Origin of the sequence: Halomonas sp. B23F22_20 (assembly GCF_043496985.1) — a bacterium.
GTDB lineage: Bacteria > Pseudomonadota > Gammaproteobacteria > Pseudomonadales > Halomonadaceae > Halomonas.
Genome location: NZ_JBIEKH010000008.1, coordinates 176525 through 202471 on the forward strand (window position 1 = coordinate 176525; position 25947 = coordinate 202471).

General features: G+C 66.9%; 19 protein-coding genes. 12 read left to right on the forward strand and 7 right to left on the reverse strand.

The annotated features are described in order from the left end of the window. The first annotated feature begins 55 nt into the window (after positions 1–55). Both ACGTN6_RS08840 and ACGTN6_RS08845 read left to right on the forward strand, forming a co-directional pair. A complete protein-coding gene (locus ACGTN6_RS08840; RefSeq protein ID WP_394591031.1) occupies positions 56–454 on the forward strand; it encodes an antitoxin Xre-like helix-turn-helix domain-containing protein in 399 nt (132 codons plus the stop codon). Next, positions 451–1140, forward strand: a complete 690-nt coding sequence (locus ACGTN6_RS08845) for an RES family NAD+ phosphorylase (protein ID WP_394591033.1) — start codon at positions 451–453, stop codon at positions 1138–1140. Before ACGTN6_RS08840 ends, ACGTN6_RS08845 begins: the two co-directional genes overlap by 4 nt. Before the next feature lie 17 nt (positions 1141–1157). Here ACGTN6_RS08845 and ACGTN6_RS08850 read toward each other — a convergent pair whose 3' ends face one another. Next, entirely contained in the window at positions 1158–1931 is a 774-nt protein-coding gene (locus tag ACGTN6_RS08850) for a TatD family hydrolase (RefSeq protein WP_394591035.1), read from the reverse strand. Between ACGTN6_RS08850 and ACGTN6_RS08855 the strand changes: the two genes are divergently transcribed. Beyond that, positions 1908–2093, forward strand: coding sequence for a hypothetical protein (locus ACGTN6_RS08855; RefSeq protein WP_394591037.1), 186 nt, complete (start codon positions 1908–1910; stop codon positions 2091–2093). The genes ACGTN6_RS08850 and ACGTN6_RS08855 overlap by 24 nt on opposite strands. Positions 2094–2105: 12 nt before the next feature. Here the strand turns inward: ACGTN6_RS08855 and ACGTN6_RS08860 are convergent, their stop codons facing one another. The 3 genes from ACGTN6_RS08860 to ACGTN6_RS08870 form a co-directional block, all read right to left on the reverse strand. Beyond that, the gene (locus ACGTN6_RS08860; protein WP_183389012.1) at positions 2106–3695 is read right to left on the reverse strand and encodes a peptide chain release factor 3; all 1590 of its coding nucleotides are present in this window, start codon (positions 3693–3695) and stop codon (positions 2106–2108) included. A gap of 219 nt (positions 3696–3914) precedes the next feature. After that, on the reverse strand, positions 3915–4073 hold the full coding sequence (locus ACGTN6_RS08865; protein ID WP_183389011.1) for a YqaE/Pmp3 family membrane protein: 159 nt from the start codon (positions 4071–4073) through the stop codon (positions 3915–3917). Between the two features lie 233 nt (positions 4074–4306). After that, the gene (locus ACGTN6_RS08870; protein ID WP_394591040.1) at positions 4307–4612 is read right to left on the reverse strand and encodes a hypothetical protein; all 306 of its coding nucleotides are present in this window, start codon (positions 4610–4612) and stop codon (positions 4307–4309) included. Positions 4613–4855: 243 nt separating this feature from the next. Between ACGTN6_RS08870 and ACGTN6_RS08875 the strand changes: the two genes are divergently transcribed. Beyond that, positions 4856–5713: a formate/nitrite transporter family protein gene (locus ACGTN6_RS08875; RefSeq protein WP_394591042.1), complete on the forward strand. Its 858-nt coding sequence runs from the start codon at positions 4856–4858 to the stop codon at positions 5711–5713. A gap of 29 nt (positions 5714–5742) precedes the next feature. On the opposite strand, the gene cysQ is transcribed toward ACGTN6_RS08875, so the two are convergent. Together cysQ and ACGTN6_RS08885 are read right to left on the reverse strand one after the other, a co-directional pair. Next, positions 5743–6618, reverse strand: coding sequence for a 3'(2'),5'-bisphosphate nucleotidase CysQ (gene cysQ, locus ACGTN6_RS08880; protein WP_394591044.1), 876 nt, complete (start codon positions 6616–6618; stop codon positions 5743–5745). Beyond that, entirely contained in the window at positions 6612–7277 is a 666-nt protein-coding gene (locus ACGTN6_RS08885) for an SDR family oxidoreductase (RefSeq protein WP_394591046.1), read from the reverse strand. The genes cysQ and ACGTN6_RS08885 overlap by 7 nt, the downstream gene beginning before the upstream one ends. Positions 7278–7516: 239 nt before the next feature. Here ACGTN6_RS08885 and ACGTN6_RS08890 point away from each other — a divergent pair, with 239 nt between their 5' ends. From ACGTN6_RS08890 to ACGTN6_RS08925, 8 genes are all read left to right on the forward strand, one after another. Beyond that, positions 7517–9559, forward strand: a complete 2043-nt coding sequence (locus tag ACGTN6_RS08890) for a capsular polysaccharide biosynthesis protein (protein ID WP_394591048.1) — start codon at positions 7517–7519, stop codon at positions 9557–9559. Position 9560: 1 nt separating this feature from the next. Further along, positions 9561–10799, forward strand: coding sequence for a capsule biosynthesis protein (locus ACGTN6_RS08895; protein WP_394591049.1), 1239 nt, complete (start codon positions 9561–9563; stop codon positions 10797–10799). Then, positions 10796–11569, forward strand: coding sequence for an SDR family NAD(P)-dependent oxidoreductase (locus ACGTN6_RS08900; RefSeq protein WP_394591051.1), 774 nt, complete (start codon positions 10796–10798; stop codon positions 11567–11569). Before ACGTN6_RS08895 ends, ACGTN6_RS08900 begins: the two co-directional genes overlap by 4 nt. Beyond that, positions 11566–13143 (forward strand): LTA synthase family protein, encoded by a 1578-nt coding sequence (locus tag ACGTN6_RS08905; protein WP_394591053.1) that lies wholly within the window; start codon positions 11566–11568, stop codon positions 13141–13143. The genes ACGTN6_RS08900 and ACGTN6_RS08905 overlap by 4 nt, the downstream gene beginning before the upstream one ends. Beyond that, entirely contained in the window at positions 13140–20651 is a 7512-nt protein-coding gene (locus tag ACGTN6_RS08910; protein WP_394591055.1) for a type I polyketide synthase, read from the forward strand. Before ACGTN6_RS08905 ends, ACGTN6_RS08910 begins: the two co-directional genes overlap by 4 nt. Next, positions 20648–21985 carry an aminotransferase class I/II-fold pyridoxal phosphate-dependent enzyme gene (locus ACGTN6_RS08915; protein ID WP_394591057.1) on the forward strand — a complete coding sequence of 446 codons (1338 nt, stop codon included), beginning with the start codon at positions 20648–20650 and terminating at the stop codon, positions 21983–21985. The genes ACGTN6_RS08910 and ACGTN6_RS08915 overlap by 4 nt, the downstream gene beginning before the upstream one ends. A 38-nt stretch (positions 21986–22023) precedes the next feature. Next, complete coding sequence (locus ACGTN6_RS08920; protein ID WP_394591059.1) at positions 22024–23232, forward strand: glycosyltransferase; 1209 nt, start codon at positions 22024–22026, stop codon at positions 23230–23232. Between the two features lie 422 nt (positions 23233–23654). Further along, positions 23655–24347 (forward strand): outer membrane beta-barrel protein, encoded by a 693-nt coding sequence (locus tag ACGTN6_RS08925; protein WP_394591061.1) that lies wholly within the window; start codon positions 23655–23657, stop codon positions 24345–24347. A 191-nt stretch (positions 24348–24538) separates the two neighbouring features. On the opposite strand, the gene ACGTN6_RS08930 is transcribed toward ACGTN6_RS08925, so the two are convergent. Then, on the reverse strand, positions 24539–25435 hold the full coding sequence (locus ACGTN6_RS08930) for a DMT family transporter (RefSeq protein WP_394591063.1): 897 nt from the start codon (positions 25433–25435) through the stop codon (positions 24539–24541). Positions 25436–25947: the final 512 nt, after the last annotated feature.

Below are 25947 nucleotides of genomic sequence, written 5' to 3' on the forward strand. Positions count from 1 at the left end.
GAATCCTAGTATTTGTAGACACAAGACATGCAGCAAAGGATCGAGGCGCGCACCCATGCTCCATTCCCACTCCCTGGCCGACGACAAGCTCGCCGCCGCCACCGGCCTCAAGACCGCGGTGCGCATTCTCGATCGCTGGGGCGCCAGCGGCGATCAGGTCGAGGCCATCCTGCGGATCTCGCACAGCACCTGCGCCCGGGCACGCAACGGCAGCCTCGAGACCATCAAGCTCGACCGCGACCAGCTGGCGCGCATCAGCTATGTCCTCAACATCCACGCGGCGCTGCGGATCGTCTTCGACAACCCCGAGAACCTCTACGGCTTCATGGGCATGGCCAATCACAACGCCTTCTTCGCCGGCCGAGCGCCGCTGGACATCCTCAGCAGCGGCGACTTCGCGGCCCTCTACGAGACCTTCAAGCATATCGATGCGCTGCGCGGGGGTGGCTGGTGAACCTGGCCTCCTTCCCCCGCCTCACCGAGCGGGACGTGACCGGCTACCGCCTCGTCAACAGCAAGTTCCCACCGATCCACCTGTTCGACGACGTCGCCGACGAGGCCGAGTTCGAAGCGCTGTATGCCCTGCAGGCCATGACCAACCCTCGACTGCTGGCCGAGGCCGGCGACCTGAGCCTGATCGCCAGAGATGAGATCCCCTTCGGGATCCCTGGCTGCGCCTATGCCACCGCCCCCTTCACCCACGTGAATCCGGCGGGATCACGATTCGGCGACGGCAGTTTCGGGGTCCTGTACCTGGCCGACAGCCTGACCACCGCCATCGAGGAAGTCCGCCACCACCAGCAGTGCTACTGGCAGAACGTGCCGCAGCTCCACTACGAGCGCTTCACCTTTCGCGGGCTGCGTGGGCGTTTCGATGAGCAAGGCGTACGCGACGCCCTGAGCCTGACCGCCGACGATCCCCTGCTGGCACCGAGCGACTACACGGCCTCCCGGGCACTGGGCAGGGCCATCCTCGAGGCGGGCGACTGCGGCATCCGCTACCCGTCGGTGCGTCGTCCCGGCGCCACCTGCTGGGGCCTGATGACGCCGCGCCGGGTACGCGAGCTCGTCCAGACCCGCCATTACGAGATGATCTGGAACGGTCGACTCGCCGAGGTCAATCAGCTGTCGAGCCGCTAACGCTCGTCCTGGCTTCTCTACTTGGCACCTTCCATCAGGCCGAACAACCGTCGCGCATTGGCGGTGCTGTCGGCCGCCACCCGCTCGGGAGGCTGGCCGCGCAGCTCGGCCACCCTGAGGCAGACCTCGCCCACCCTGGCCGGCTCGTTGCGCTCTCCCTGATGGCCGGCGAGCGGCATGTCGGGGCTATCGGTTTCCAGCACGTAGCCATCGTCGGGCAGCGCCGTCACGGCGCGCTGCAGGCGCTTCGCCCGCTCGTGGGTCAAGGCACCGCCGAGACCGACCACGAAACCGAGATCGAGAAACGCCTTCGCCTGCTGCGGCGAACCGGCGAAGGCGTGGATCAACCCGCCGGCCTCCGGCGCCAGCTGACGCAGCCGCTTGGCAAGCCGATCGTTGGCGCGCACGCAGTGGATCACCAACGGCAGCCCCCTGGCCTTGGCAAGCCGCACCTGGGCATCGAACAGCGACCACTGGGCGTCCAGGGTGTCAGTCAGGCGCGCATCGATGCCGCACTCGCCTACCGCCACCGCCTCGGGATGACGATCCAGCGCCGCCGCCAGGGCCTCGACGTCGCCCTCGCGATGATCGCCCATGAAGTAGGGATGCAGCCCCAGGCACACGCTGACCTCGTCCCGCTCGCCCAGCGCCAGCACCTCCGGCCAGCGCCGTCGCGTGGTGCCCGGCACCACGAAATGGCCGACGCCCGCCGCCCGAGCACGCGCCAGCACCGCCTCGCGATCGGCGTCGAAGTCGGGGAAATCGAGATGGCAGTGGGCGTCGATGAGCATAAGCTGGAAGAAGGAAGAAGGAAGAAGGAAGAAGGAAGAAGGAAGAAGGAAGAAGGAAGAAGGAAGAAGGAAGAAGGAAGAAGGAAGAAGGAAGACAGGCTATCGGGTTTTCTTCCTTCTTCAAGGTGCGACGCACCGGTCTTCCCTCTTCCAGCGGCGTAGCCGCGTCTTGGGTTAATGCTCCCGCGTCGGATTGAAGCGAATATCCGGCCAGCGTTCCTGGGTCATCTGCAGGTTGACCCGGGTCGGGGCGATGTAGGTCAGATAACCGCCGCCGTCGATGGCGAGGTTCTGGCTGGCCTTGCGCTTGAACTCCTCGAGCATCTTGGCGTCGTCGCAGTAGACCCAGCGTGCGGTCTGGACGTTGATCCCTTCATAGATGCAGTCGACCTTGTACTCCTCCTTGAGGCGGTGGGCGACCACGTCGAACTGCAGGGTACCCACGGCGCCGAGGATCAGGTCGTTGTTGTCCATCGGCATGAACACCTGCGTGGCGCCTTCCTCGGACAGCTGCTGCAGGCCCTTCTGCAACGCCTTCATGCGCAGCGGATCCTTGAGACGCACGCGCTTGAACAGCTCCGGAGCAAAGTGCGGGATGCCGGTGAAGCGCATGTCCTCGCCCTGGGTGAAGGTGTCGCCGATCTGGATCGTGCCGTGGTTGTGCAACCCGATGATGTCGCCGGGCCAGGCCTCCTCGACGTGGGCGCGATCCGAGGCCATGAAGGTCAGCGCATCGGCGATCTTGACGTCCTTGCCGATCCGCACGTGACGCATCTTCATGTTCTTCTCGTACTTGCCGGAACAGACCCGCAGGAAGGCGATGCGGTCGCGATGGTTGGGGTCCATGTTGGCCTGTATCTTGAACACGAAGCCGGTGAAGCGGCCGTCCTCGGCTTCCACCTGGCGCAGGTCGGTCTCGCGGGCCTGGGGCGACGGCGCGTACTCGACGAAGCCGTCGAGCATCTCGCGCACCCCGAAATTGCCCATGGCGGTACCGAAATACACCGGGGTCAACTCGCCGCGCCGGTAGGCCTCCAGGTCGAACGGGTGAGAAGCCCCGCGCACCAGCTCGACCTCCATGCGCAGCTCCTCGGCGGCATCCTCGCCCAGCACTTCGTCGACCTCGGGGCTGTCGAGGCCTTCGATGCGCTTGTCGTCGGGGATGCGGTTGCCCTGCCCCTGGGTGTAGAGGTGGATGACGTCGTTGTAGAGGTGATAGACGCCCTTGAAGTGGCGCCCCATGCCGATCGGCCAGGTCATGGGCGCGCACTGGATGTTGAGCACCTCCTCGACCTCATCCATCACCTCGATGGGATCGCGGATGTCGCGGTCCATCTTGTTGACGAAGGTCAGGATCGGGGTGGTACGCAGCCGACAGACCTCCATCAGCTTGATGGTGCGGTCCTCGACGCCCTTGGCGCCGTCGATGACCATCAGCGCCGAGTCCACCGCGGTCAGGGTCCGGTAGGTGTCCTCGGAGAAGTCCTCGTGGCCCGGCGTATCGAGCAGGTTGACCACGCGCCCACCATAGGGGAACTGCATCACCGAGGTGGTCACCGAGATGCCGCGCTCCTGCTCCATCTTCATCCAGTCGGAGGTGGCGTGGCGATCGTCGCGCTTGCTCTTCACCGACCCTGCCATCTGGATGGCGTTGCCGAACAGCAGCATCTTCTCGGTGATGGTGGTCTTGCCCGCGTCGGGGTGCGAGATGATGGCAAAGGTCCTGCGAAGCCCGGTTTCACGGGCCTGGGTGGCGTCTGACATTGGGGCTCTGTGCGATTGTATCCTCACCCCTCTACTCGCTCGGCGCGGTATCCCGGGTGATGGTGGGTGTGAATGTGGTGCGGATTGTACCGCCAGCTCCCTCGTCCTGTCTCGACCCTTCGCCCGCAGTACTCGGCGATCGCTCTTGCAACGCCGCCGGCCAATGCCGGCGACAGAATCGAAATCGAATGAGGGAAGATCGGCATTACATCGTTATCGTCACCGCCGAGCGATGATCCACACCGCATGCACGATGCCGGGAATGTAGCCCAACAGGGTCAGCAGGATGTTGATCCAGAAGTGCAGGCCCAGGCCGACCTGCAGGAAGACGCCCACCGGGGGCAGCAGGATGGCAAAGATGATACGAATCACGTCCATGAGAAAGCTCCTCGGGATGATGGCAGTCCAACCATGGACAATACACCACGAGGCTGTGTTCACGCTCCACACGAATGACGTCCTGATCGGACAGCGGCTTGCCCGTCTTTATCCATGCCCGGATCTCGAGCCCCGGGCCTTTTGCCGTAGCGGAGAGATAGGAGTGAGTGCAGACCACACCGGGATATCGGCAAACCCGGGGGACCCGGCCTGGGACACGCCCCGTACGAGGACTAGACGGCGGCGCCGAGCGCAAACCCCAGGCTATCGGTGACGAAATCGAGCACTCGGGGATCCCCGGCGTCGTCGACGTCCACCGCCAGGATGCGCATTCTCAGGATATCGTCGCCGCGGCTGACATCATGCAGGGGATAGAGCCGGGCACCGGACTGCAGCATCAGGAAGATGCCACGCCGCGGGTCCAGCCCGACGCCGCGCAGCGACTCGCCGCGGGGCACGACGAACACCACGTCGGGAGCGGCAGCGCCGCATTGATTCAGTTGATGCAAGGGAAGCCGCTCGACCTGTACATGACACATGTGACCGCCTCCGGCTGACCATCAATGGATCTATACCATAGTCCAAAGGCAGGAGGGTGGTAGGTGACGAGCGGATGAAAATTTTGCGTCCATCGGGATATCGAACAGTGGTCGATATCCTACCACTCAAGACCGGCCCCGAGCGGCGGTGAGACGGGTGACACGGCCGCGGTGGCCTGGGTGTCGCTCCTCGGTGACTATAGTGTCGAGAGACGCCTTCTCTCGATCACGAGGCCAGCGACCATGAACAAGGCCCCTCTCTTCGGCGACGCCTATCAGCCCCGGGAGATCGCCCATCGCGTCACCCGCATGGGAGTGGTGAAGGCCCGCGCGGACACCCTCACGCTGGGCGTACTGGCGGTCCTCGCCGGCGCCTTTATCTCGCTGGGCGCCCTGTTCTTCGCCGTGGTGATCACCGGCAGCGATCTGGGCTTTGGCGTCACTCGGCTACTCGGTGGGCTGAGCTTCAGCCTCGGGCTGGTGCTGGTGGTGGTCGCCGGGGCTGAACTCTTTACCGGCAACAACCTGCTGGCGATGGCCTGGGCCAGCGGCGAGATCCGCGGCCGCGAACTGCTGCGCAACTGGGCGCTGGTCTATCTCGGCAACGTGGTCGGCTGCCTGGGCACCGTGGGGCTCGCCCTGCTGGCCGACCTGCCATCGCTCGACGGCGGCGCCCTGGGCGAGACCCTGATCGGGATCGCCACCGCCAAGGCATCGCTGTCACCGCTGGCCGCCTTCGCCCGGGGCATACTGTGCAACGTGCTGGTGTGCCTGGCCGTGTGGCTGGCCATGGGCGGGCGCAGCGTCGGCGACCGCATCCTCGCCATCCTGCTTCCGATCACCGCCTTCGTAGCACTGGGCTTCGAGCACTCGGTAGCCAACTGGTGCTTCCTGCCGCTGGGATGGTGGCTGGCGCCGGAGAGCGTGTCGGTCGACGGGGCGGCGCTCAACCTGGCGCTGGTAACCGCCGGCAATGTCATCGGCGGCAGCCTGTTGGTGGCCGGCGTCTACTGGCTCGCCTATCTACGCTCCCCCGAGGACGGCGGCGCCCCGACCAGCACAGCGGAAGGCGAAGAGGACAACGACAGAACGCCGCGCTGAGGCGACTCGGACGCTCTCTCAGCCGCCTCTCAGCCCCCGTCTCCGTTCCCACCGGCCTCGGCCAGGCTCGCGGCCAGCGCCTGCTCCCAGCGAGCGTCTCGATGCCCGCAGACGATGAAGTCGGGGTTGAGCAGCGACGCCTGGCGGTTGCAACGCAGCGGCAGCAGGTTCCTGGCCGCCAGCACCTCGCCGCCGGCGGCCGTCACCACCGCCTGGCCCGCGGCCGTATCCCATTCGCAGGTCGGCCCGAAGCGGGGATAGAGATCCACGACGCCTTCGGCCACCAGGCACAGTTTCAGCGAACTCCCGCGCGAGATGAACGCATGATGCGGCAATCGCGCCCGGAAGGCCGTCAGCGCCGTCAGCCCGTGCGAGCGACTGCCCACGAGGCGCCAGGGCGCCTCATCCGTGGCCGGTAACGGGCGGACCCGGATCGCCCTCTCTTCACCGGCCTCGCGCCGCCAGGCCCCCTCGCCGACCTGTCCGAACCAGCTCAGGCCGAGGGCCGGCGCGTGCACGATGCCGAACACCGGCACGCCGCCCTCGACCAGCGCCAGGTTCAGCGTGAAGTCGTCGCTGCGCTTGATGAACTCCTTGGTCCCGTCCAGCGGGTCGACCAGCCAGTAGCGGCGCCAGCCACGACGAACGTCATAGGGCGCGACCTGCGACTCTTCGGAGAGCACCGGCACCCCGGGGGTCAGCTCGGCGAGCAGGTCGTCCAGAGCATGGTGGGCCAGCATATCGGCCTCGGTGACCGGGCTGTCGTCGGCCTTGGTCTCGACCGCAAAGTCCCGGCGATAGATCGTCAGCACCGACTCGCCGATGGTCTCCACACCCGCCAGCAGGCGTTCACGCAGCTCGGGGGCGACGAAGACGCCCCCGGCCGATTGGTCGGATATCACCACGGCAGGGGCTCGCCGTTGCTGTGCCAGAAGCCGCCGCTGGTGGCGAGCGTCAGCGCCTCGATGCGCGCGGCCAGCCCCGCCGCGGCCTCCTCGGGGCTGATCAGGCCACCGAAGTTGACCATGCGGGTCTGTACGTAGCCCGGATGCAGCTGCGCGACGGCGATGCCGCGCGGCGCCAGGTCCACGGCCAGCGACTTGCCGAAGGCATTCAAGGCGGCCTTGGAGGCCCGATAGCCATAGCGGCCGCCGGAATCGTTATCGGCGATCGACCCCATCCGGCTGGTGATGTTGGCGATCTTGGCGCCCTCACCCAGGCATGGCAGCAACGCTTCCACCACCCGCAGCGGCGCGTAGGCATTGACCTCCATCTGCGCCCTGATGGCGTCGAAGTCGAGCTCGCCCAGCACCTCGTCGTGCAGCATGCCGGCGTTGTTGATCAACAGCTCGAGCGACTGCTCTTCCAACGCCTCGGCCAGTGTCCGGACCTCTTCCTCCCGGGTCACATCGATGCCCTCGATGACTCGGGACGCTGCCTCGGCCAGCTCGAAGGAGGCCTCGCGGCAAACGCCGATGACCTCCCACCCCGCCGCGCGATAGTGACGGGCCAGCGCCAGGCCGACGCCGCGATTGGCGCCGGTGATCAAGACAGTAGACGTCATGGTTCTTACTCCCAGTGATACCACTTGGTACAGCGATGGCACTCAGAGCCAGGGTGACGCTGAATGCCTGGATGACACTCGGTACGGCAGCGACACACCGTACGCGAGAATTCTACCTCACGCCCAGGCTGTCGCGGAGGATGACGCGTCACGCAGCGAGCGACGTCATGCCGACGCACGGCGATACCTGTACAATGCCCGCCGATACAAGGATTGAATGAGCACAGAAAGGACGACCCTTGGCTCCGCAACGCGACGCTTCCACCACCAGCAGGCGCCTGGCGCTCGTCGCCACGCGACGAATGCTCGAATTGCCGACGCTGCGAGCCTGCCTCACCGAATTCGCCGCCCTGGCGCTCCTGCGCCGCGATCGCGTGCGCCGTGCCGACGCCATTCTGGGTTGGGGGCTGAAGCCCAGTGCAGCGCCTGCCAGACGACTGGCCGAACGTCACGCACGCCCCTACGTCGCCGTCGAGGACGGCTTCCTGCGCTCCTGGGGACTCGGCGTGCAAGGCCATGCGCCGCATAGCCTGGTCGTCGATCATCGCGGCATCTACTACGACGCGACCCGCCCATCGGATCTCGAGCGGCTGATCCTGGAAGCCCCGTTCGACACCGCGGAACTGGAACGCGCCGACCGATGCATGGCGCAACTCCGGCGACTGCGGCTCTCCAAGTACAACCACGCCCCGGACCGCCCGCTTGAGCAGGCCTCGAGGCGCCGCGTGCTGGTCGTCGACCAGACGGCCGGCGACGCGTCCATTCCGGCGGGGCTGGCCACTGCCGACAGCTTCCGTCACATGCTGGATGAAGCGCTGCACGCCCATCCCGAGGCCGAGATCCTGGTCAAGGTGCACCCCGACGTCATCGCCGGCAAGAAGGATGGCCACCTGGCCGACGCGGCCAGGCATCCGCGCTGCCGACTGATCGGCGAAGATCTCAATCCCTGGGCCCTGCTGGATGCCGTGGACAGCGTGCACGTGGTCACCAGCCAGCTCGGCTTCGAGGCGCTGCTCGCCGGCAAGCGCGTCATCTGCCATGGCATGCCGTTCTACGCCGGCTGGGGACTGACCGAAGACCGCATCGACTGCCCTCGCCGAGGCCATCCGCGCACCCTGCGCCAGCTGTTCGCCGCCGCCTACCTGCGCTACGCCCGCTACGCCAACCCCTACACCGGCAGCGCCTCGACGCTCGAGGCCACCATCGACCTCATCGCCGACCAGAAGCGCCAGCAGGAGCGTCTGGCCGGCCGCTGGGTCACCTACGAACTGTCGGGCTGGAAGCGTGGGTTCGTCCCCGACTTTCTCGGCGCCGAATCGACGTACCGCCATCGTCGCCGCGGAAAGCCGCCAGAGGGCGCCATCACCGGTGAGCGAGTGCTGAGCTGGGCCAGCCGCACCCCGCCGGGCACCGAGCAAGCCTGCCGGCAGCGCGGCACGCCGCTGTGGCGGATGGAAGACGGTTTCGTGCGCTCGGTGGGGCTGGGCGTCGACCTCACGCGGCCGCTGTCCCTGGTCCTGGATGCCCGGGGCATCTATTACGATGCGGGCCAACCGAGCGACCTGGAAGCACTGCTCCAGCACACGCGCTTCGACGACTCACTACGTCAACGAGCCGCCGCCCTTCGGCAACGCCTGCTCAGCCTGAAGCTGACCAAGTACAACGTCACCGGCGAGCCGCTGCCGGCGATGCCCGACGGCCAGCGCCGGCTACTGGTACCCGGTCAGGTCGAATCGGATGCCTCCATTGCCCACGCCACTCGCGACGTGCGCACCAACAGCGACCTGGTGCGGGCCGTGCGCCGGGCCAATCCCGATGCCCTGCTCATCTACAAGCCACATCCCGATGTGACATCAGGCGCCCGCATCGGCGAGCTCGATGACGCCGCCCGCTCGCTGGTGGACATCGAGGCCCGCCATACCGATATCGCCGCCCTGCTGGACAGCGTCGACGAGATTCATACCATGTGCTCGCTGGCCGGGTTCGAGGGACTGTTGCGCGAGCGCAAGGTGGTGACCTACGGCTTGCCCTTCTATGCGGGATGGGGGTTGACCGACGACCGACTGCGCTGCGAGCGGCGCGGCCGGCAGCTGACGCTCGACGAGCTGGTGGCCGCCACCCTCATCCTCTATCCGCTGTACGTCGATCCGCGCAGCCGCCAGCTGTGCAACGCCGAGACGGCCATCGCGCTGCTGGAACAGCAGCGCGCCCGGGGCCGCAGGCTCGCGTGGAAGACGCGTCTCTATCGCCATTACCGCAACATTTTCATCGGAAAGCATTGATTTGACCTCATCACGACGCTCCTTCCTGTTCCTGCAGGGCGTATGCTCGCCCTTCTTCCAGCAACTCGGCCAGCGGTTGACCGAGGATGGGCACCGTGTCACCAAGGTTCATTTCAATGGCGGCGACCTCGCCTACTGGTCACCGAAGAGCGGCAAGAGTCACCTCTACCGAGGCAAGCTGAGCGAACTGCCGGCCTTTCTCGACACCCTGCGCCAGCAATGCGACGTGACCGACCAGGTGATCTTCGGCGACGAGAGGCCCGTCCATCGAGCCGCGATTCGTGACGCCCGACGCCAGGGCGTGCGCAACCAGATCCTGGAAGAAGGCTATTTCCGCCCGTTCTGGGTCACCCTGGAACGCGAAGGGGTCAACGGCCATTCGCTGCTGCCGCTGGACGCCGACTGGTTCCGCGACGCCGCGGCCAGTCTACCGGAGCCCGAGGCTCCCCAACGCTTCCGATCGCCCTTCCGGCTGCGTGCCGGCCACGACGTGCTCTACCATCTGGCGGGGCTGGGCAACCCGCTGCTCGCCCCGCATTACCGCAACCACGCACCGGTCACGGCCCCCATCGAATATGCCGGCTATCTCAAGCGCCTCACCCAGCTACGTTGGTGGAAGCGTCGCGACGCCGCCCGCATCGCCCGGCTGGTCGACGCCAAGACCCCGTTCTACGTTCTTCCGCTACAGCTCAACGGCGACGCCCAGATCCGCCACCACTCGCCGTTCTCGAACATGGAAGAGGTCATCGAGTGCGTCATGGCATCCTTCGCCCGCAGCGCGCCGAGCGATAGCCTGCTGTGCATCAAGAACCATCCCCTGGACATGGGCCTCGAGGACTATGCCGGCAAGATCCGACGCCTCGCTCGCCGCTACGACGTAGCAGAGCGCATCGTCTACCTCGAGTCGGGCGATCTGAACGCCCTGCTCGCTGCCGCCCGGGGCACCGTCACCGTCAACAGCACCTCAGGCATCGTGGCCCTCGAGCATCGCTGTCCCACCATCGCCTTGAGCCAGCCGATCTATCGGCTCCCGGGACTCACCTTCGAGGGCGAGCTGGATGACTTCTGGCGCCATGCCTCGCCACCGGACGACACCCTGTTCCGCTGCTTTCACAAGGTCGTGATGCATACTACCCAGCTCAACGGCGGCTACTACTGTCGCACCGGCATGGCGCTGGCGATCGACAACGTCTCCCGTCGACTGGAAGCCGAGACATCCCCCCTGGAGGCCCTGCTGTGACGTCGCAAGCCACTGGCCGAACATTGCTCATCACCGGCGCGACCGGTGCCATCGGTAGCGCGCTGGCCCGGCACTATGCCGCCCCGGGCACCCACCTGATCCTCCACGGCCGCCGCCTGGAACGGCTCGGCTCGCTGGGCGACGAATGCCGGGCCGCCGGCGCCGTCGTTACCCTCGGTGATGCGGACCTCACCGACGACGAGGCCCTGGCCCACTGGCTTGACGGCCTGCCGCTACCCGACATGGTGATCGCCAACGCCGGGCAGAATACCCATGCCGCCAAGGGCCAGCCCATGGAGGACTGGGACGCCTCCCGCCGGCTGCTCGACATCAACCTGCGCAGCCCCATGGCGATGGCCCATCACCTGGCCCCGCGCATGATCGAGCGCGGCAGCGGCCATCTGGTGTTTCTCAGCTCGCTGGCGGCCTGGCACGGCCTGCCGTTGACGCCCAGCTACAGCGCCAGCAAGGCCGGCATCAAGGCCTACGCCGAGGGCCTGCGAGGCTGGCTGGCCCCGCGCGGCGTCGATGTCAGCGTGATCATGCCGGGCTACGTCAGCTCGGCGATGTGCGACGCCATGCCCGGGCCCAAGCCCTGGAAGATGACGCCCGACCGGGCCGCCACGCGCATCGCCCGCGGCATTGCCGCCAGACGTGCCAGGGTCAGCTTTCCCTTCCCCCTCAACTGGGGATGCTGGTGGCTGGCCGTGCTGCCGGCCGGCATCTCCCAGCGGCTGCTCAAGCTGGCCGGCTACGGGAGGCGCCGATGATCCTGTCCCTGCTGGTGCCCTGGCTGGCGGGCCTGGCCATCGGCCAAGGCATGGAGCGGCTGCTGCGCCCGCGCGTCGCTCCCCCCTGGCAACGCCATGCCAGCACCTGGATCGTCGAGCTGGCCACCTGGACGCTGCTGTTCGGCCTGTTCACCCTGGTCCTGCAACGCCCCTGGTTCGCGATGGCCTTCGTGCTATCGCTGCTGCTGGTCGTGGTGCAGTCCAGCAACACCAAGTGGGACACCCTGCGCGAACCTTTCATCTGCCACGACTTCGAGTATTTCGTGGATGCCATTCGCCATCCCCGCCTCTATGTACCCTTCTTCGGCGTCTGGCTCGCCCTGGGCGCCACCGCCGCCGGCGCGCTGGCCATCGCCGCGTTCCTGTGGCTGGAGCCCTCGCTGGCGAGCCGCTACGGCCTGCTCGCCAGCCTCCAGGCCGAACTCTTGCTGGTGGTTCCCGCCGGGTTGGCGCTGGCGCTCGCCGTGCCACGCCTGCCTCGCTGTTCGCTGACCCCCGCCGACGATCTGCAACGCCTGGGCCTGTACGCCAGCCTGTGGGCCTATGGACGACTCGCCACTCGCCCCTGGACGCCTCCCGACAGCACCGCGTTCGCGCTCCCCGAGGAGCCCCTCCCCACCGAGACGCTGCCCCACGTGGTGGCCGTGCAAAGCGAATCCTTCTTCGATCCCCGCAGTTGGATCGACGGGCTCGCCCCCGATCTGCTCGAACATCACGACGCCCTGCAAGAGACGGCCATGCGTCACGGCAGGCTGTCGGTTCCCGTGTGGGGCGCCAACACCGTGCGCACCGAGACGGCTTTTCTGACCGGCCTGGAGGGGTCAGCCCTTGGCATTCATCAGTTCAACCCCTACCACCAGCTGACCCGGCACTCGGTGCCGAGCCTCGCCGCCGCCATGCGCGATCTGGGCTATCGCACGGTTTGCGTGCATCCCTACCCCGCCAGCTTCTACGGCCGGGACAAGGTCATGCCGCACCTCGGCTTCGATGCATTTCTGGACATCGACGCCTTCTCCGACGACGACCGCTGCGGGCAATACATCGGCGATCTGGCCGTCGCCGAAATGGTTGGCGTGCTACTGCAGGATCAGGATAATAAGCCTTTATTCGTATTCGTGATCACCATGGAGAACCATGGTCCACTAGACCTGGACACCTGGGGCGCCACGACCGACCTGGCCCGGTTGGCACCGAACGTCGCCACCTGGCCCGAGGACGGCAGCGAGCTGCACAGCTATCTCGCCCACCTGCGCAACGCCGACCGCATGATCGCCGGCCTGCGCCAGACGCTGGCCGGTACAGAGCGCGACGGCATGTTGTGCTGGTACGGTGATCACGTGCCGATCATGCCCAACGCGTATCGGCATTTCGGCGCACCGGTGGGCGATACGCCCTATACCATCTGGTCATCGCGCCAGCCCCGTCGCCCTCAGGACGAGACGCCTCTGAGGGCCGATCAGCTGGGCGCGGCCTTGTGGCAAAGCATCATCGCCACAGGCCGCCAGGCGCCGATCACGGAAGGCCGGCAACAGAACCATCAGGAGCAAGCATGACAAAACGCGTTGCCATCATCGGCGCCGCCCATCGTTTTCCCGGCACCACCCCTGAACGGTTCTGGCAGGATCTGCAAGACGAGCGGGATCTCGTCACCCAGGTCGCGGAGGATCGCTGGAGCCACGACAGCTTTCTCCACGCCAACAAGCGTCACCCGGGCACCAGTATCACCTTTGCCGCAGGCAGCCTGGGCGACATCGACGGCTTCGACGCCGCCTTCTTCGGCATTTCTCCCCGCGAAGCCGCCCACATGGATCCCCAGCAGCGCATGCTCCTGGAGCTCGCCTGGGAAGCCATGGAAGATGCCGGCCTCAAGCCTTCCAGCCTGCGCGGCAGCCGCTGCGGCGTGTTCGTCGGCATCGCTAGCCTGGACCACTCCTTCCGCATGGCCGACGACCTGGAGGCCATCGACGCCTCCACCGCGACCGGCAACGCCTCCAGCATCGCTTCCAACCGGCTGTCGTACCTCTTCGACCTGCACGGCCCGAGCATGTCGCTGGATACCGCCTGCTCGTCCTCGCTGGTGGCCTTCCACCAGGCCTGCCAGGCGATTCGCTCCGGCGAGACCGACACCGCCCTGACCGGCGGCATCAGCCTGCACCTGCATCCCTACGGCTTCCTCGTTTTCTCCAAGGCCAGCATGCTGTCGCCGAACGGGCGCTGCCGCGTGTTCGATGCCGATGGCGATGGCTACGTGCGCTCCGAGGGCGCCGGGCTGTTCATGCTCAAGGACCTCGACAAGGCGCTGGAGGATGGCGACCGCATCCTGGCGGTCGTGGCCGGCTCGGCGGTCAATACCGACGGCCACAAGTCCGGCCTCACCGTGCCCAACCCCGAGGCGCAGATCGCCCTGATGCGCGAGGCCTACGACAAGGCCGGCATCACCCCGGACGACATCGACTACCTGGAAGCCCACGGCACCGGCACCGCCGTCGGCGATCCCATCGAGACGCGCGCCATCGGCCAGGCCCTGGGCACCCGACGCTCGACGCCGCTGCCCATCGGCTCGGTGAAAAGCAACCTCGGCCACCTGGAGACCGCCTCGGGCGCCGCCGGCCTGGCCAAGGCGCTGTATAGCCTGCGCCACCGCGAGGTGCCCGCGACCATCGGGCTGAAGACGCCCAACCCGCGCATCGACCTCGACGGCTGGAATCTCGACATCGTGACCAGGGCGCGCCCCCTCAAGCCGGAGGGGCGGCTGGTCATCGGCATCAACTCCTTCGGTTTCGGCGGCGCCAACGCCCACGTGATCCTGGAGAGCCCACCGGAGGCCGCGCCCGCGCCCGCGCCGAGCGTGGACGCCGCGCTGCCCCTGCGTTTGTCGGCGAAAAGCGCCCCCGCGCTGAAAGCCATGGCCGGGCGTCTTGCCGAATGGTTGCGCGAGCGTGAAGACGACGACTTCTACGACATCGCCTACACCCTCCAGCACCGCCGCGAACGGCACCCCGAGGGCGCGCTGCTGTTTGCCCGCGACAGGCAAGAGGCCGCCCGCATCCTGGCGGCCTACGCCGATGCCGACGACACCAGCGAACTGGCCCTCGGCCAACACATCGAGAGCGCCAGCGGTCCGGTCTTCGTCTACAGCGGCAACGGCTGCCAGTGGGAGACCATGGGCCGCGACCTGCTCGAGCACTCTCCCCGCTTCGCCGCCGCCGTCGACGAGGTGGATGCGCTGTTCCAGCAGCACGGCGACTTCTCCCTGCGGGCCGAGCTGGAAGGCCGCAACGGCCAGGAGCGTTTCCAGCGCACCGAGATCGCCCAGCCGGCGCTGTTCGCCGTGCAGGTCGGGATCACCGAACTGCTCCGCGAGCAGGGCATCGACGCCACCGCGGTGACCGGGCACAGCGTCGGCGAAGTCGCCGCGGCCTGGGCCTGCGGCGCGCTGTCGCTGGCCGATGCGGTCAAGGTCATCCATCGCCGCAGCCACTTCCAGGGCCAGACCCGCGGCCTCGGCGAGATGACCGCCGTGGGACTCGGCGAGGCCGACCTCAGCGCCTGGCTCGAGCTCCCCGAGTTCGCCGACCTGGTCATCGCCGGCATCAACAGCCCCAAGGGCGCGACGCTGGCCGGCCCGCCCGACAGCCTCGGACGGCTGGAAGCCCGACTCGCCGCCGAAGGCGTGTTCGCCAAGCGCCTGCCGCTGGACTACGCCTTCCATAGCCCGGCGATGGATGGCATCGAGCAAGGCCTCATCGACGCCCTGCAGGGGCTCGCACCAAGCGCTGGCACCATCCCCTTCGTATCCACCGTGACCGGCACCACGCTCACCGGCACCAGCCTCGATCCGACCTACTGGTGGCGCAACATTCGCGAGCCGGTGCTGTTCGGCAACGCCGTGGGCGAACTGGTCGAGCAGGGCCACAACACCTTCATCGAGATCGGTGCGCATCCGATCCTGCGTCGCTATCTCAACGAGATCCTGCGCGACAAGGATCGCCAGGGCCTGGTCATCGACACCCTCGATCGCCAGCGTCCCGGCGAGCAGTGCCTGCGCGACGCCGCCGGCAAGACGCTGCTGTCCGGCGCCTCCACGGCGCTGGACCGCCACTTCCCGGTGGAGGGCCGCCTGGCCGACCTGCCGCGTTACCCCTGGCAGCGCGAACGCCACTGGGTGCAGGGCACCACCGATGGCCAAGGCCTGCTGAGTCGCCACTACGAGCACCCGCTGCTTGGCTATCGTCTCGCCCAGCAGTCGCAGACCTGGGAGAGCCAGCTCGACACCGGCCGCCTGCCGTGGCTGGCCGATCACGTCGTCGGTGAAGGCGCGGTGTTCCCCGGTGCCGGCTTCCTCGAACTGGCGCTGGCCGCCGCCCGCCACGAGCGCGACAGCGAACTGATCGATATCGAGGAGCTGGAGATCCAGGCGCCGCTGCTGCTCGACGGCGCCAACGGTCGCCGCACCCGCACCTGCCTGGCACCGGACAGCGGCCACATCGAGGTGCTCTCCCGAGAGCCGGTCACCGGCCAGGAATGGCAGCGCCACGCCGTCGCCCGGGTGATGCAGCAGAGCCGCGGCTTCCAGCTGCGGCGCCAGCCTCCCACGCTGCCCGAGCGCGCCCCGGACTTCCGACTCGCCGACCATCTCGCCATGGCAGAGGCGATCGGCCTGCACTATGGCCCCGCCTTCCAGGCCATCGGCCATGGCTGGGTGGAAGGCGACAGCGTGATCGGCGAAGTCAGCCTACCCGAGGTCATCGAGCGCGAGCTCGACCATAGCTACCTGCATCCGGGCATCCTCGACAGCGCCTTCCAGCTGTTCATCCCGCTGCTGGCGCAAGAGGGCCTGACCGACGAAGGGCTGGCCTTCGTCCCGGTACGCGTCGGCCGCCTGCAGTGGCGCGCCGACGGCGCCCGCCCGGCCCTGGCGCACGCCCGCCTGCTCAAGCGCGCGCCGCACTCCTTCACCGCCGACTTCGAGCTGTTCGATGCCGAAGGTCAGGCCGTCGCCGTGCTCAGCGAGACGCGCTTCAAGGCGATTCGCCTCAAGCCGCGCCAGACGCCGCACCTGAGCCATCTGGGCGTCTGCTTGACGCCGGCGCCGCGCCGCCCGGCAGCGCCCGACCTGTCGCCGCTCTACGCCGCCATGCCGCAGCTGGTCGAGGCCTTCACCGGCGAGGCGACACGGCCCTATGCCCAGGAAGTGGACCCGCTGCTCGACGGACTGGCCGAAGCCTTCGCCGAGCGCGCCCTGCGCGACGCCTGCCGCGATGGTGTACTGACTCGAGCCGACTACCGCGCCCTCGTTGCCACCCATCTCAACGCCCGTCCGCTGGTCGACCAGCTGCTGCGTCTGCTGGTCGACGCCGGCCGCCTGGCCGAGGATGAGCAGGGCTGGACCTTCACCGACGACGAGCAGGACGCCATCACCCCGGAGCAGATCTGGCGCCTGCTGCAGCGCGACTATCCCGAACACTTTGCGCCCCTGCAGCGGCTCGGCCGCTTCGGCCGCCACCTGCCCGCCCTGCTGGAGGGACAAGCCCGTGCCGACGACGTGGGCCTGGAGGCCGACGCCCTGACCGCGCTCACCGCGAGCCTGGTCGGCGAGCAGGGCTGGCGTGCCATCGCCGATACCCTGCTCGATTGCCTGCCGACGGTGCTCACGGTACTGCCCGACGGCCAACGGCTGAGCGTACTCGAGGCCGGCCCCACGGCACCGCTGCTGGGAGAGTGCTTGACCGAGCTGTTCGACCCCGACCACTGCGACTACCGCGCCATGACCGTGGGCGACGCCGCCCATCAGCACGCCTCGCGCCTGCAGGAGCGCTTCCCGACGATCGCAGTCGAGGCCCTCGACCCGCATGGCGACGATGCCCCCTCACGCCGCCTGCCGCCGGCCCAGCTGGCGCTGGTCAGCCTGGATGTCACCCATGCCGCCGAGGTCGAGCGACTGCTGAATGCCGTGGTGGGACGTCTCGCCCCCGGCGCCGAACTGCTGCTGGTCGGCATCCGCCCCAGCGCCTGGCTCGATACCCTGCTGGCCACGCCGGGGCTGGACGACGACGCCGGCCCACGCCGCGCCACCGAGCCCGACGCCGTGATCGACCAGCTGAAACGCCTCGGCGCCAGCGACGTACAGCATCTCTCGCCGCAAGACGAGGAGCGCGGCGCCTACCTGCTGCATGCCCGCCTGGCAGAGAGCCCTCAGCTGGGAGAAGAGAGCCTTCAGCTTCAGGAAGAGAGCCCTCAGCTTCAGGAAAAAAGCCCTCAGCTCCCCAACACCGGCGCCGATATCCTGCTGGTGGCCGACGCCGAAGGCAGGCGCCTGGCCGACCAGCTGGCCGAAGGCCTGGCGCAGAGAGGCGCCACAGCCACCATCACCGACGCACCGCCGAGTCCGGAGGCTGCTTCCCCGCAGCGGATCGTCGATCTGCGGCGCGGCGAGGCACGCTGCGAGCAGGCCGCCGACTGGGCGAAGGCATTCGACGACGCCCAGAACGTGAGCCTGTGGCTCGTTACCCGCGGCGTGGCCGGTATGTGGGTGAGCGGTGAAGCGTCAGGGGTGAGTGGTGAGTGGTCAGCAGAGAGCCATGAGCAAGTCCCCGGCCCGGATGCGGCGCTATGGGGCTTCGGCCGGTCGCTGGCCAACGAGGCCCAGGGCTTCACGCTGACCCTGCTCGACCTTCCTGCCGGCGACCCTGCTGACGGACGGGTCGAGATCGGTGAGCCGCTGCTTGCGGCGCTGGTCGACGAGCTGCTGGCCCCGGACACCGAAACCGAAATCGTGCTGAACGAGGACGGCCAGCGCTACGCCACCCGGCTGCGTCCGCTGCCCGCGCCTGGCGCCCATCAGGACGACAACCAGCGCCAGGCCATGACGCTCGGCTTCGACCTCCCGGGGCAGCTTCGCCACCTGCGCTGGAAGGGCCACGAGCTGCCCGCCCCGCAGGCCGGCGAGGTCGAGATCCGCGTGAAGGCCACCGGGCTCAACTTCCGCGACGTGATGTACACCCTCGGCCTGCTGTCCGACGAGGCCATCGAGAACGGCTTCGCTGGCCCGACCCTGGGCCTGGAGTTTTCCGGCATCGTCGAGGCCGTCGGCCCCGACGTAGCCAACGTCGCGGTGGGCGACACCGTCGTCGGTTTCGGCCCGGCCAGCTTCAGCGACCGGCTGATCGCCCGCCACAACGCCATCGCCCCGCTGCCGGAAGGCATCGGCTTCGCCGCGGCGGCCACCATCCCGACCACCTTCTTCACCGTCTACTACGCGCTGAAGCACCTGGCACGCCTGGCACCCGGGGAACGGGTCCTGATTCACGGCGCCGCCGGTGGCGTGGGCATCGCCGCGCTCCAGGTCGCCCAGTGGCTGGGAGCCGAGATCCTGGCCACCGCCGGCAGCGACGAGAAGCGCGACTTCCTGCGCCTGATGGGCGTAGAGCGCATATACGATTCACGCGCCCTGACCTTCGCCGAGGAGATCCTCGAGGAGACCCAGGGCCAAGGGGTGGACGTAGTGCTCAACTCCCTGGCGGGAGAGGCCATCCACCAGAACCTCAGGGTGCTGCGGCCGTTCGGGCGCTTTCTGGAGCTCGGCAAGCGCGATTTCTACGAAAACACGCCCATCGGGCTGCGCCCGTTCCGCAACAACCTCAGTTACTTCGGCATCGATTCCGACCAGCTGATGAAAGAGCTGCCCGAGCTGACCGGCGAGCTGTTCGGCGAAATGATGGGGCACTTCCGCGACGGCACCTTCACGCCGCTGCCCTATACCGCCTTCGACAATCACCAGGTGATCGAGGCCTTCCGCTACATGCAGCAGGCGCGGCAGATCGGCAAGGTCGTCGTCACCCACGAACGCTCGCCCGGCGACGCGCCCCATGTCTCAGCCGAGTCGCCGCTGGCGCTGAGCGCCGACGCCAGCTACCTGGTCACCGGCGGCCTCGGCGGCTTCGGGCTGCGCACCGCCGAGTGGCTGGCCGAACGCGGCGCTCGTCACCTGATCCTGCTCGGACGCAGCGGCCCCGCCAGCGAAGAGGCCCGCGCCGGCGTCGCCGCCCTCGAAGCCAGCGGCGTGACGGTGTGGGCCGAGGCCTGCGACGTCACCGACCGCGATGCCCTGGCGGCCCTGCTGTCACGCGCCAAGGCCGAGCTGCCGCCGCTGCGCGGCGTCGTTCATGCCGCCACGGTCATCGACGATGGCCTGATCCGCAACCTCGACGCCGAACGCATCCAGCGGGTGCTGGCCCCCAAGATCGACGGCGCCCGTCATCTGGACGACCTCACCCGCGAGCTTGCCCTGGATTTCTTCGTGCTCTACTCCTCGGCCACCACGCTGTTCGGCAACCCCGGCCAGGCCAGCTACGTCGCCTCCAACCACTGGCTCGAGGCCCTGGCCAGCCATCGCCGGGCCCTGGGGCTGCCGGCGACCTGCGTGTGCTGGGGCGCCATCGACGACGTCGGCTTCCTGGCCCGCAACACCCAGACCCGCGACGCCCTGCAGGAGCGCCTCGGCGGCAACGCCTTGCCCTCCGCCATGGCCCTGGCGGAGCTCGAGCGACTGCTCGTCCACGGCGGCGAAACGCGCGGCATCCTGGAGCTGGACTGGAGCGCCCTGAGCCGCTTCCTGCCCACCGCCCAGGCGCCGCGCTTCCTGGAGATCGCCCGCCACGGCGAAGACGACGGCCGCCACGACCAGGACGACAGCCTGCTCAAGGCCCTGGCCGAGCTGCCGCCGGAGGCCATGCACGAGGCCATCGTCGACCTGCTGCGCGCTGAGCTTGCCGGCATCCTGCTGATCGAGGAAGACAAGATCGACCCTCAGCGTTCGGTCTACGAGATGGGCTTCGACTCGCTGATGGGGGTGGAGCTGATGACCGCCATCGAATCGCGCCTCGGCGTCCAGGTGCCCGTCATGGTGCTCAGCGAAGCCTCGACCCTGGACAAGCTGGCCGGCGTGCTGATCAACAAGCTGACCCAGTCGGGCGACGCATCGGCAGAGGACGACACCCAGGACATCAACATCGAGACGCTCGCCGAACGTCACGGCGCCAAGGAGGTAGCCTCGTCATGAGTCAACATGCCCGCGACGATCTCAAGCGCCAGCTGCTCTCTCGTTCACGGCGGCGCAGCCGGCCCCAGCCGAGCGATGCCGCATCAACCGACGTTGCACCGAGCCAGCAAGTGCCCGAGCGGTTCGTGCGCTTCGAGGATCATCCCGGCTACCAGCAGATCGCCATGATGCGCGAAGGGGCCCGCCGGCTCGGCCTGACGGACCCCTTCTTCAAGCAGCACGAGGGCAATGCGGGCGCCACCACGACCATCGACGGCCGCAACTACATCAACTTCGCCAGCTACAACTACCTGGGCTACTCCGGCGATCCTCGCGTCAACCGCGCGGCCGCCGACGCGGTGGCACACTACGGCAGCTCGGTCTCGGCCAGCCGCATGGTCGCCGGCGAACGCCCCATCCACCAGGCGCTGGAACGCGCCCTGGCCGACGCCTACGACGTCGAGGACGCCGTGGCGTTCGTCAGCGGACATGCCACCAACGTGTCGACGCTGGGCTATCTGCTGGGCCCCCGCGACCTGATCCTCCACGACGAGTACATCCACAATAGCGCCATGGTGGGTGCCCAGCTCTCCGGCGCCAAGCGCATCGCCTTCCCGCACAACGACATCGCCGCCCTCGATGACCTGCTGAGCCGCCATCGCGGCCAGTTCGAACGCGTGCTGATCGTCATCGAAGGTCTCTACAGCATGGATGGCGACGTGCCCGACCTGCCGCGCTTCGTCGAGCTCAAGTCTCGCCACCGGGCCTGGCTGATGGTCGACGAGGCCCACTCCTTCGGCGTGCTGGGCGCCCGCGGCCTGGGGCTGCGCGAACACTTCGATGTGCCAGCGACCGCTGTCGACATCTGGATGGGCACCATGAGCAAGACCCTGGCCGGCTGCGGCGGCTACATCGCCGGCTGCCGTGCCCTGGTCGAAACGCTGCGCCACCTGGCACCGGGCTTTCTCTACAGCGTCGGCATGCCCGCCCAGGTCGCCGCGCCGAGCCTCAAGGTGCTGGAGCTGATGGCCGAAGAACCCGAGCGCATCGCGCGCCTCCAGGACATATCGCGCTATTTCCTGGAACGCGCCCATGCCCTCGAACTCGACGTCGGCGACAGCATCGGCGCCGCCGTGGTCCCGGTGATCGTCGGCAGCTCGCCGCTCGCCGCCGGGCTCTCCCACGACCTGTTCGAGCGCGGCATCAACGTGCAGCCGATCCTGCACCCGGCGGTGCCCGAGAAGAGCGCCCGTCTGCGCTTCTTCCTCTCCTGCGAGCACACCCGCGAGCAGGTCGATGACACGCTCACCGCCCTGCAGCAGGCCATGGACAGCCGAGCCACGGCCCACGCATGAGCCAAGCCTGCATGAGCGACAGCCGGCCCACGGGGCGAATGCGCATTTTGTTCCTACCGCTTGGCTGGGTGCTCGCGCATACCGCGCGCTGCATCGCGATCGCCAAGGTACTGCGCCAGCGCGGCCACGAGGTCGTGTTTGCCGGCGACGATCCCTGCCACCCCGCCTCTCGGCTATCCCTGGTCGAACAGGCGGGGTTTCGGCTGGTCTACGCTCGAGAGCCGGACCTGCCCTACGCCTGGGAACGCTACAAGCAGCACGGCTGGCGAGCGGCCGCCTGGGATCTCGCCCACCTGCGCCAATGGGCGCCGCTCGGCAAGATCATCGAGGGCCAACTGGCGGTCATCGAGCGCGAACGGCCGGATCTGGTCGTCGGCGACGCCAGCGTTAGCGCCAGCACGGCGGCCTATATCGCCGGCGTGCCCGTGGCCGGGATCATGAACGCCTATGCGGCGCGCCTGCTGACACCGCGCTCCCCGCTTTATCTGGCCGCACGCGGCTTCGACCGCATCTCGCTGTCGCGCTTCCGCCGACGCGTCTTCCACCGCCATGGCGTTCCGGAGATCGATGCGCTGGCGCTGCTGCACGCCATGCCGATGCTGTCGCCGGATCTTCCCGGCCTGTATCCGATGCCGGCCCGCTTCCGCGACTATCACATGGTCGGCCCCATCTTCCCCGACCATCCCGCCCCGCTGCCCGACTGGTACGACGAGCTGGACGACGGCACGCCCAACGTCTACATCACCATGGGCTCGACGGGCATGTTCGAGACTTTCCTGAAAGCCGTGTATCCCCGACTTTCGACGCTGCCCTATCGCTTCATCGTCACGACGGGCGGTCAGGTCAGCCAGGACGTCATCGACGCCGCACCGGCTAACTTCCGCCTCACCGACTATGCGCCGGGATCGGCGTTGCTGGCACACTGCCGAGCCATGATCTTCCACGGCGGCAACGGCACCTTCTACCAGGCCCTGGCGGCCGGCGTGCCGATGCTGGCCCTGCCCTCGCACTACGAACAGCGCCTGAGCGCCCAGATCGCCGTGCGTCACGGCGTCGGATTACGCATGAAGGCCCGCCGCTTCAGCGTCGACCGGCTGGTCACGTCTTTGACACGCCTGGTCGAGGAACCTCGCTTCGCCCAGGCCGCCGCGCGCCTGGCGCCCCGAGTGCGAGACACCGATGGCGCCGCCAACGCCGCCGACCTCCTCGAACGCCTCGCGCGTGAGGGGCGCCCTGCGGGGATATAGGGTTTCGGGCTTCGGGCTTCGGGCTGCGGGCTTCGGGCTTCGGGCTTCGGGCTTCGGGCTTCGGGCTTCGGGCTTCGGGCTTCGGGCTTCGAGCTGCGGGCTTCGAGCTGCGGACTCTTCCTTCTTCCTTCTTCCTTCTTCCTTCTTCCTTCTTCCTTCTTCCTCTTCAGCAGCCAATCATCAAATAACGAGAAAAATCACACTTACATTTTAAAAAACTCATCCTTACCTGCGAACAAAGATGAGTTCGCTATGGCGAAATAGCGGTTTTTGTATCAATACGTAACACAATAGATAACTTGTGTGAATTCTCCTTGCTAGATTGAAACTCAACATTCCGGCCTATCGCATGATACTCGACGCTTAGCCGATGTCCCGACAGGGCCTGAATGACCTTCAATAACGGCTAGCAGGGAATCATCATGTCACATCGTATGTGGGTAGGTACTTTCGTGGTGGCATTCATGACCAGCAGTCCATGTGTCGCCGACTTTCGCCCCTACTTCTTCGTCGATGGCGGGGTAGCAGACCCAGACCTGAGCGGCATCGAAGCGCACTATGAACGCATGAAGGATGAGGCCAGCAACGCGGGTGGCAATGGAAAGATAGATACCGATGATACGAGCAGCGCCTATGCCATTGGCGTCGGTATCCAACCATATCGACACTTCGCAATGGAAATCGGCTATTACGATTTCGGCAGCTATGACATCGAAGGCGCCGGCCAATACCTACGCGGTGAACGGCAGATGTCGGCATCGGGCGATACGCGCACCAGCATCGATGGATGGGGAGCACAGGGCATTTTTATCATGCCTTTGTCGGAACGTTTCACCATCCAACTAGGGGTCGGCGCGGCAAGGCTCGACACAGAGATAGAGGGAGAGTATACGCATTCCGCCACGACGCGTGCCGGCACACAGACACGCCAGAACGACATTGACAAGACCATGCGAGATACCGTGGCTCTATTCGGCCTGGGCGCACGCTACCGCATCACTTCCAACTTTCAACTCAGGGTGGACTATCGATACTTCGGCGGGGTCGGCAAATACACCGACGATCATGACAGCGAGATTCAGCTCGTCACGGCGGGAATATCCTATCACTTCTGACGGCCAATGATCACGGACCCGTTCGGGCCTTCACGTCGGTAAACCGACAGGTCCGTGGCCTTCGACAGGCACTGCCACAATATTACTCAGGGGAAAAGACAGCCGGACTCATCCATCGACTCGTCCCAACATGCTCAAGCACCGCTTTCAGCCGTGGCGATACAGCAAAGCACACGTCTTGAAGCTGGCCATCATGCACGTTCGGCACCATCCGAAGAACTCACCTGACGCAGGGTCGCTCCCCTTAGACCCAACCAGGCATTGGTAAAGAGCGTCAACAGGATCAGTGATCCCCCTAGCAGCGTCGCATGGGGCGGCTGCTCATTCAGCCACCACCATACCCAGAGAGTGCCCAGCACGGCTTCAATCAGATAGAAAAGCGCCACTTCCGCCGACGGGATATAGCGGGTCGCCCCGTTGATCAGAGCGGTGGCCAATGGCATCTGCAGCAGCCCCATCAGCGCTAATACGCCATAGCTCTGCGTGGTGAGTGCTAACGGGGTTGCCATCGGCCAGGCCAGCAACGCCGTCAAACCGCCCCCCATGGCAATGAGCGGCATTCGGTCCAGATTCGGGTGACGGCGCAGGAGGGTCAGATTTCCGCCGACGGCGGCGGCCGAGACCAGCGCATAGGCATCGCCGACAAGACCATCCCCGGATAGCGACCCGGAGAAGACGATCAGCAACCCGGCCATGGCCGATATGATGGCCAGCCAGGTGCGCAAGGCGACGGGTTCACGCAGGAAGCAGCGAGTGAAAATCGCAGCAAACAAGGGGGCGGCACTCAGGATGACCACCACGTTCGCCACCTTGGTGTTCATCACCGCCAGGACGAACAGGCTGGAAGTGATACCCAGCAGTATCGCCGAGCACAGTGAAACGGCCAGGTGACCTCGCAGCGTCGCTATTCGTCGGCCATTGAGGCACAGCACGCCGAGGGACAGGCACATCAGGATGCTGCGCCAGAAAATGATGTTCCAGCCATCCGTAGCGGCCAGGCGAACCAACAGACTATCAAAGCTCAGGACAGTCACGCCGATGGCGGCCATCGCCAGGCCCCGTCCATGGGCATGTGAAGAGAAGGACATTTGAGAGGCTCCTGCCGGCATGCGTGATGGCGCGCCGTTCATCCGTGGATCGTCATGAGAGCGATGAGCACTTGTCTGCCAGGGTATCGCCCCTCTGGCGACGGATCATTCTCTTCGCGTCATCCCCGCATGGTTGATACGACACTGCCACACTCCTGCCCGCGTCGAGTGCCACATACAAGGCCATCGTCGGTTCCTGGCGCTGAGCCAGCTACCCATGCAGATCAGCGTGAAGCCATTGCCGAGCCCAATGAGGCATGGTGGGAGCGCCTTTCGTGGGAGCGGCTGCTCCGCAGCGCGATCCGCCGCGCAGCGGCGGCAATATCGGCGCCGCTGCAAGATCTCCCCCGGGCGCCTATCGGCGCCATTCGCGCAGAGGATCTGCGCTTATATGGACCCGTCCCGTTGTGCAAGCCAGAAGCGACGACGCATCAGGTGAGGACTGCACGCTTATATCCGGCCTATGAACGGCACACCCGGTGCCTGGCCTTGATGGAATGCGCGCTCTCCGC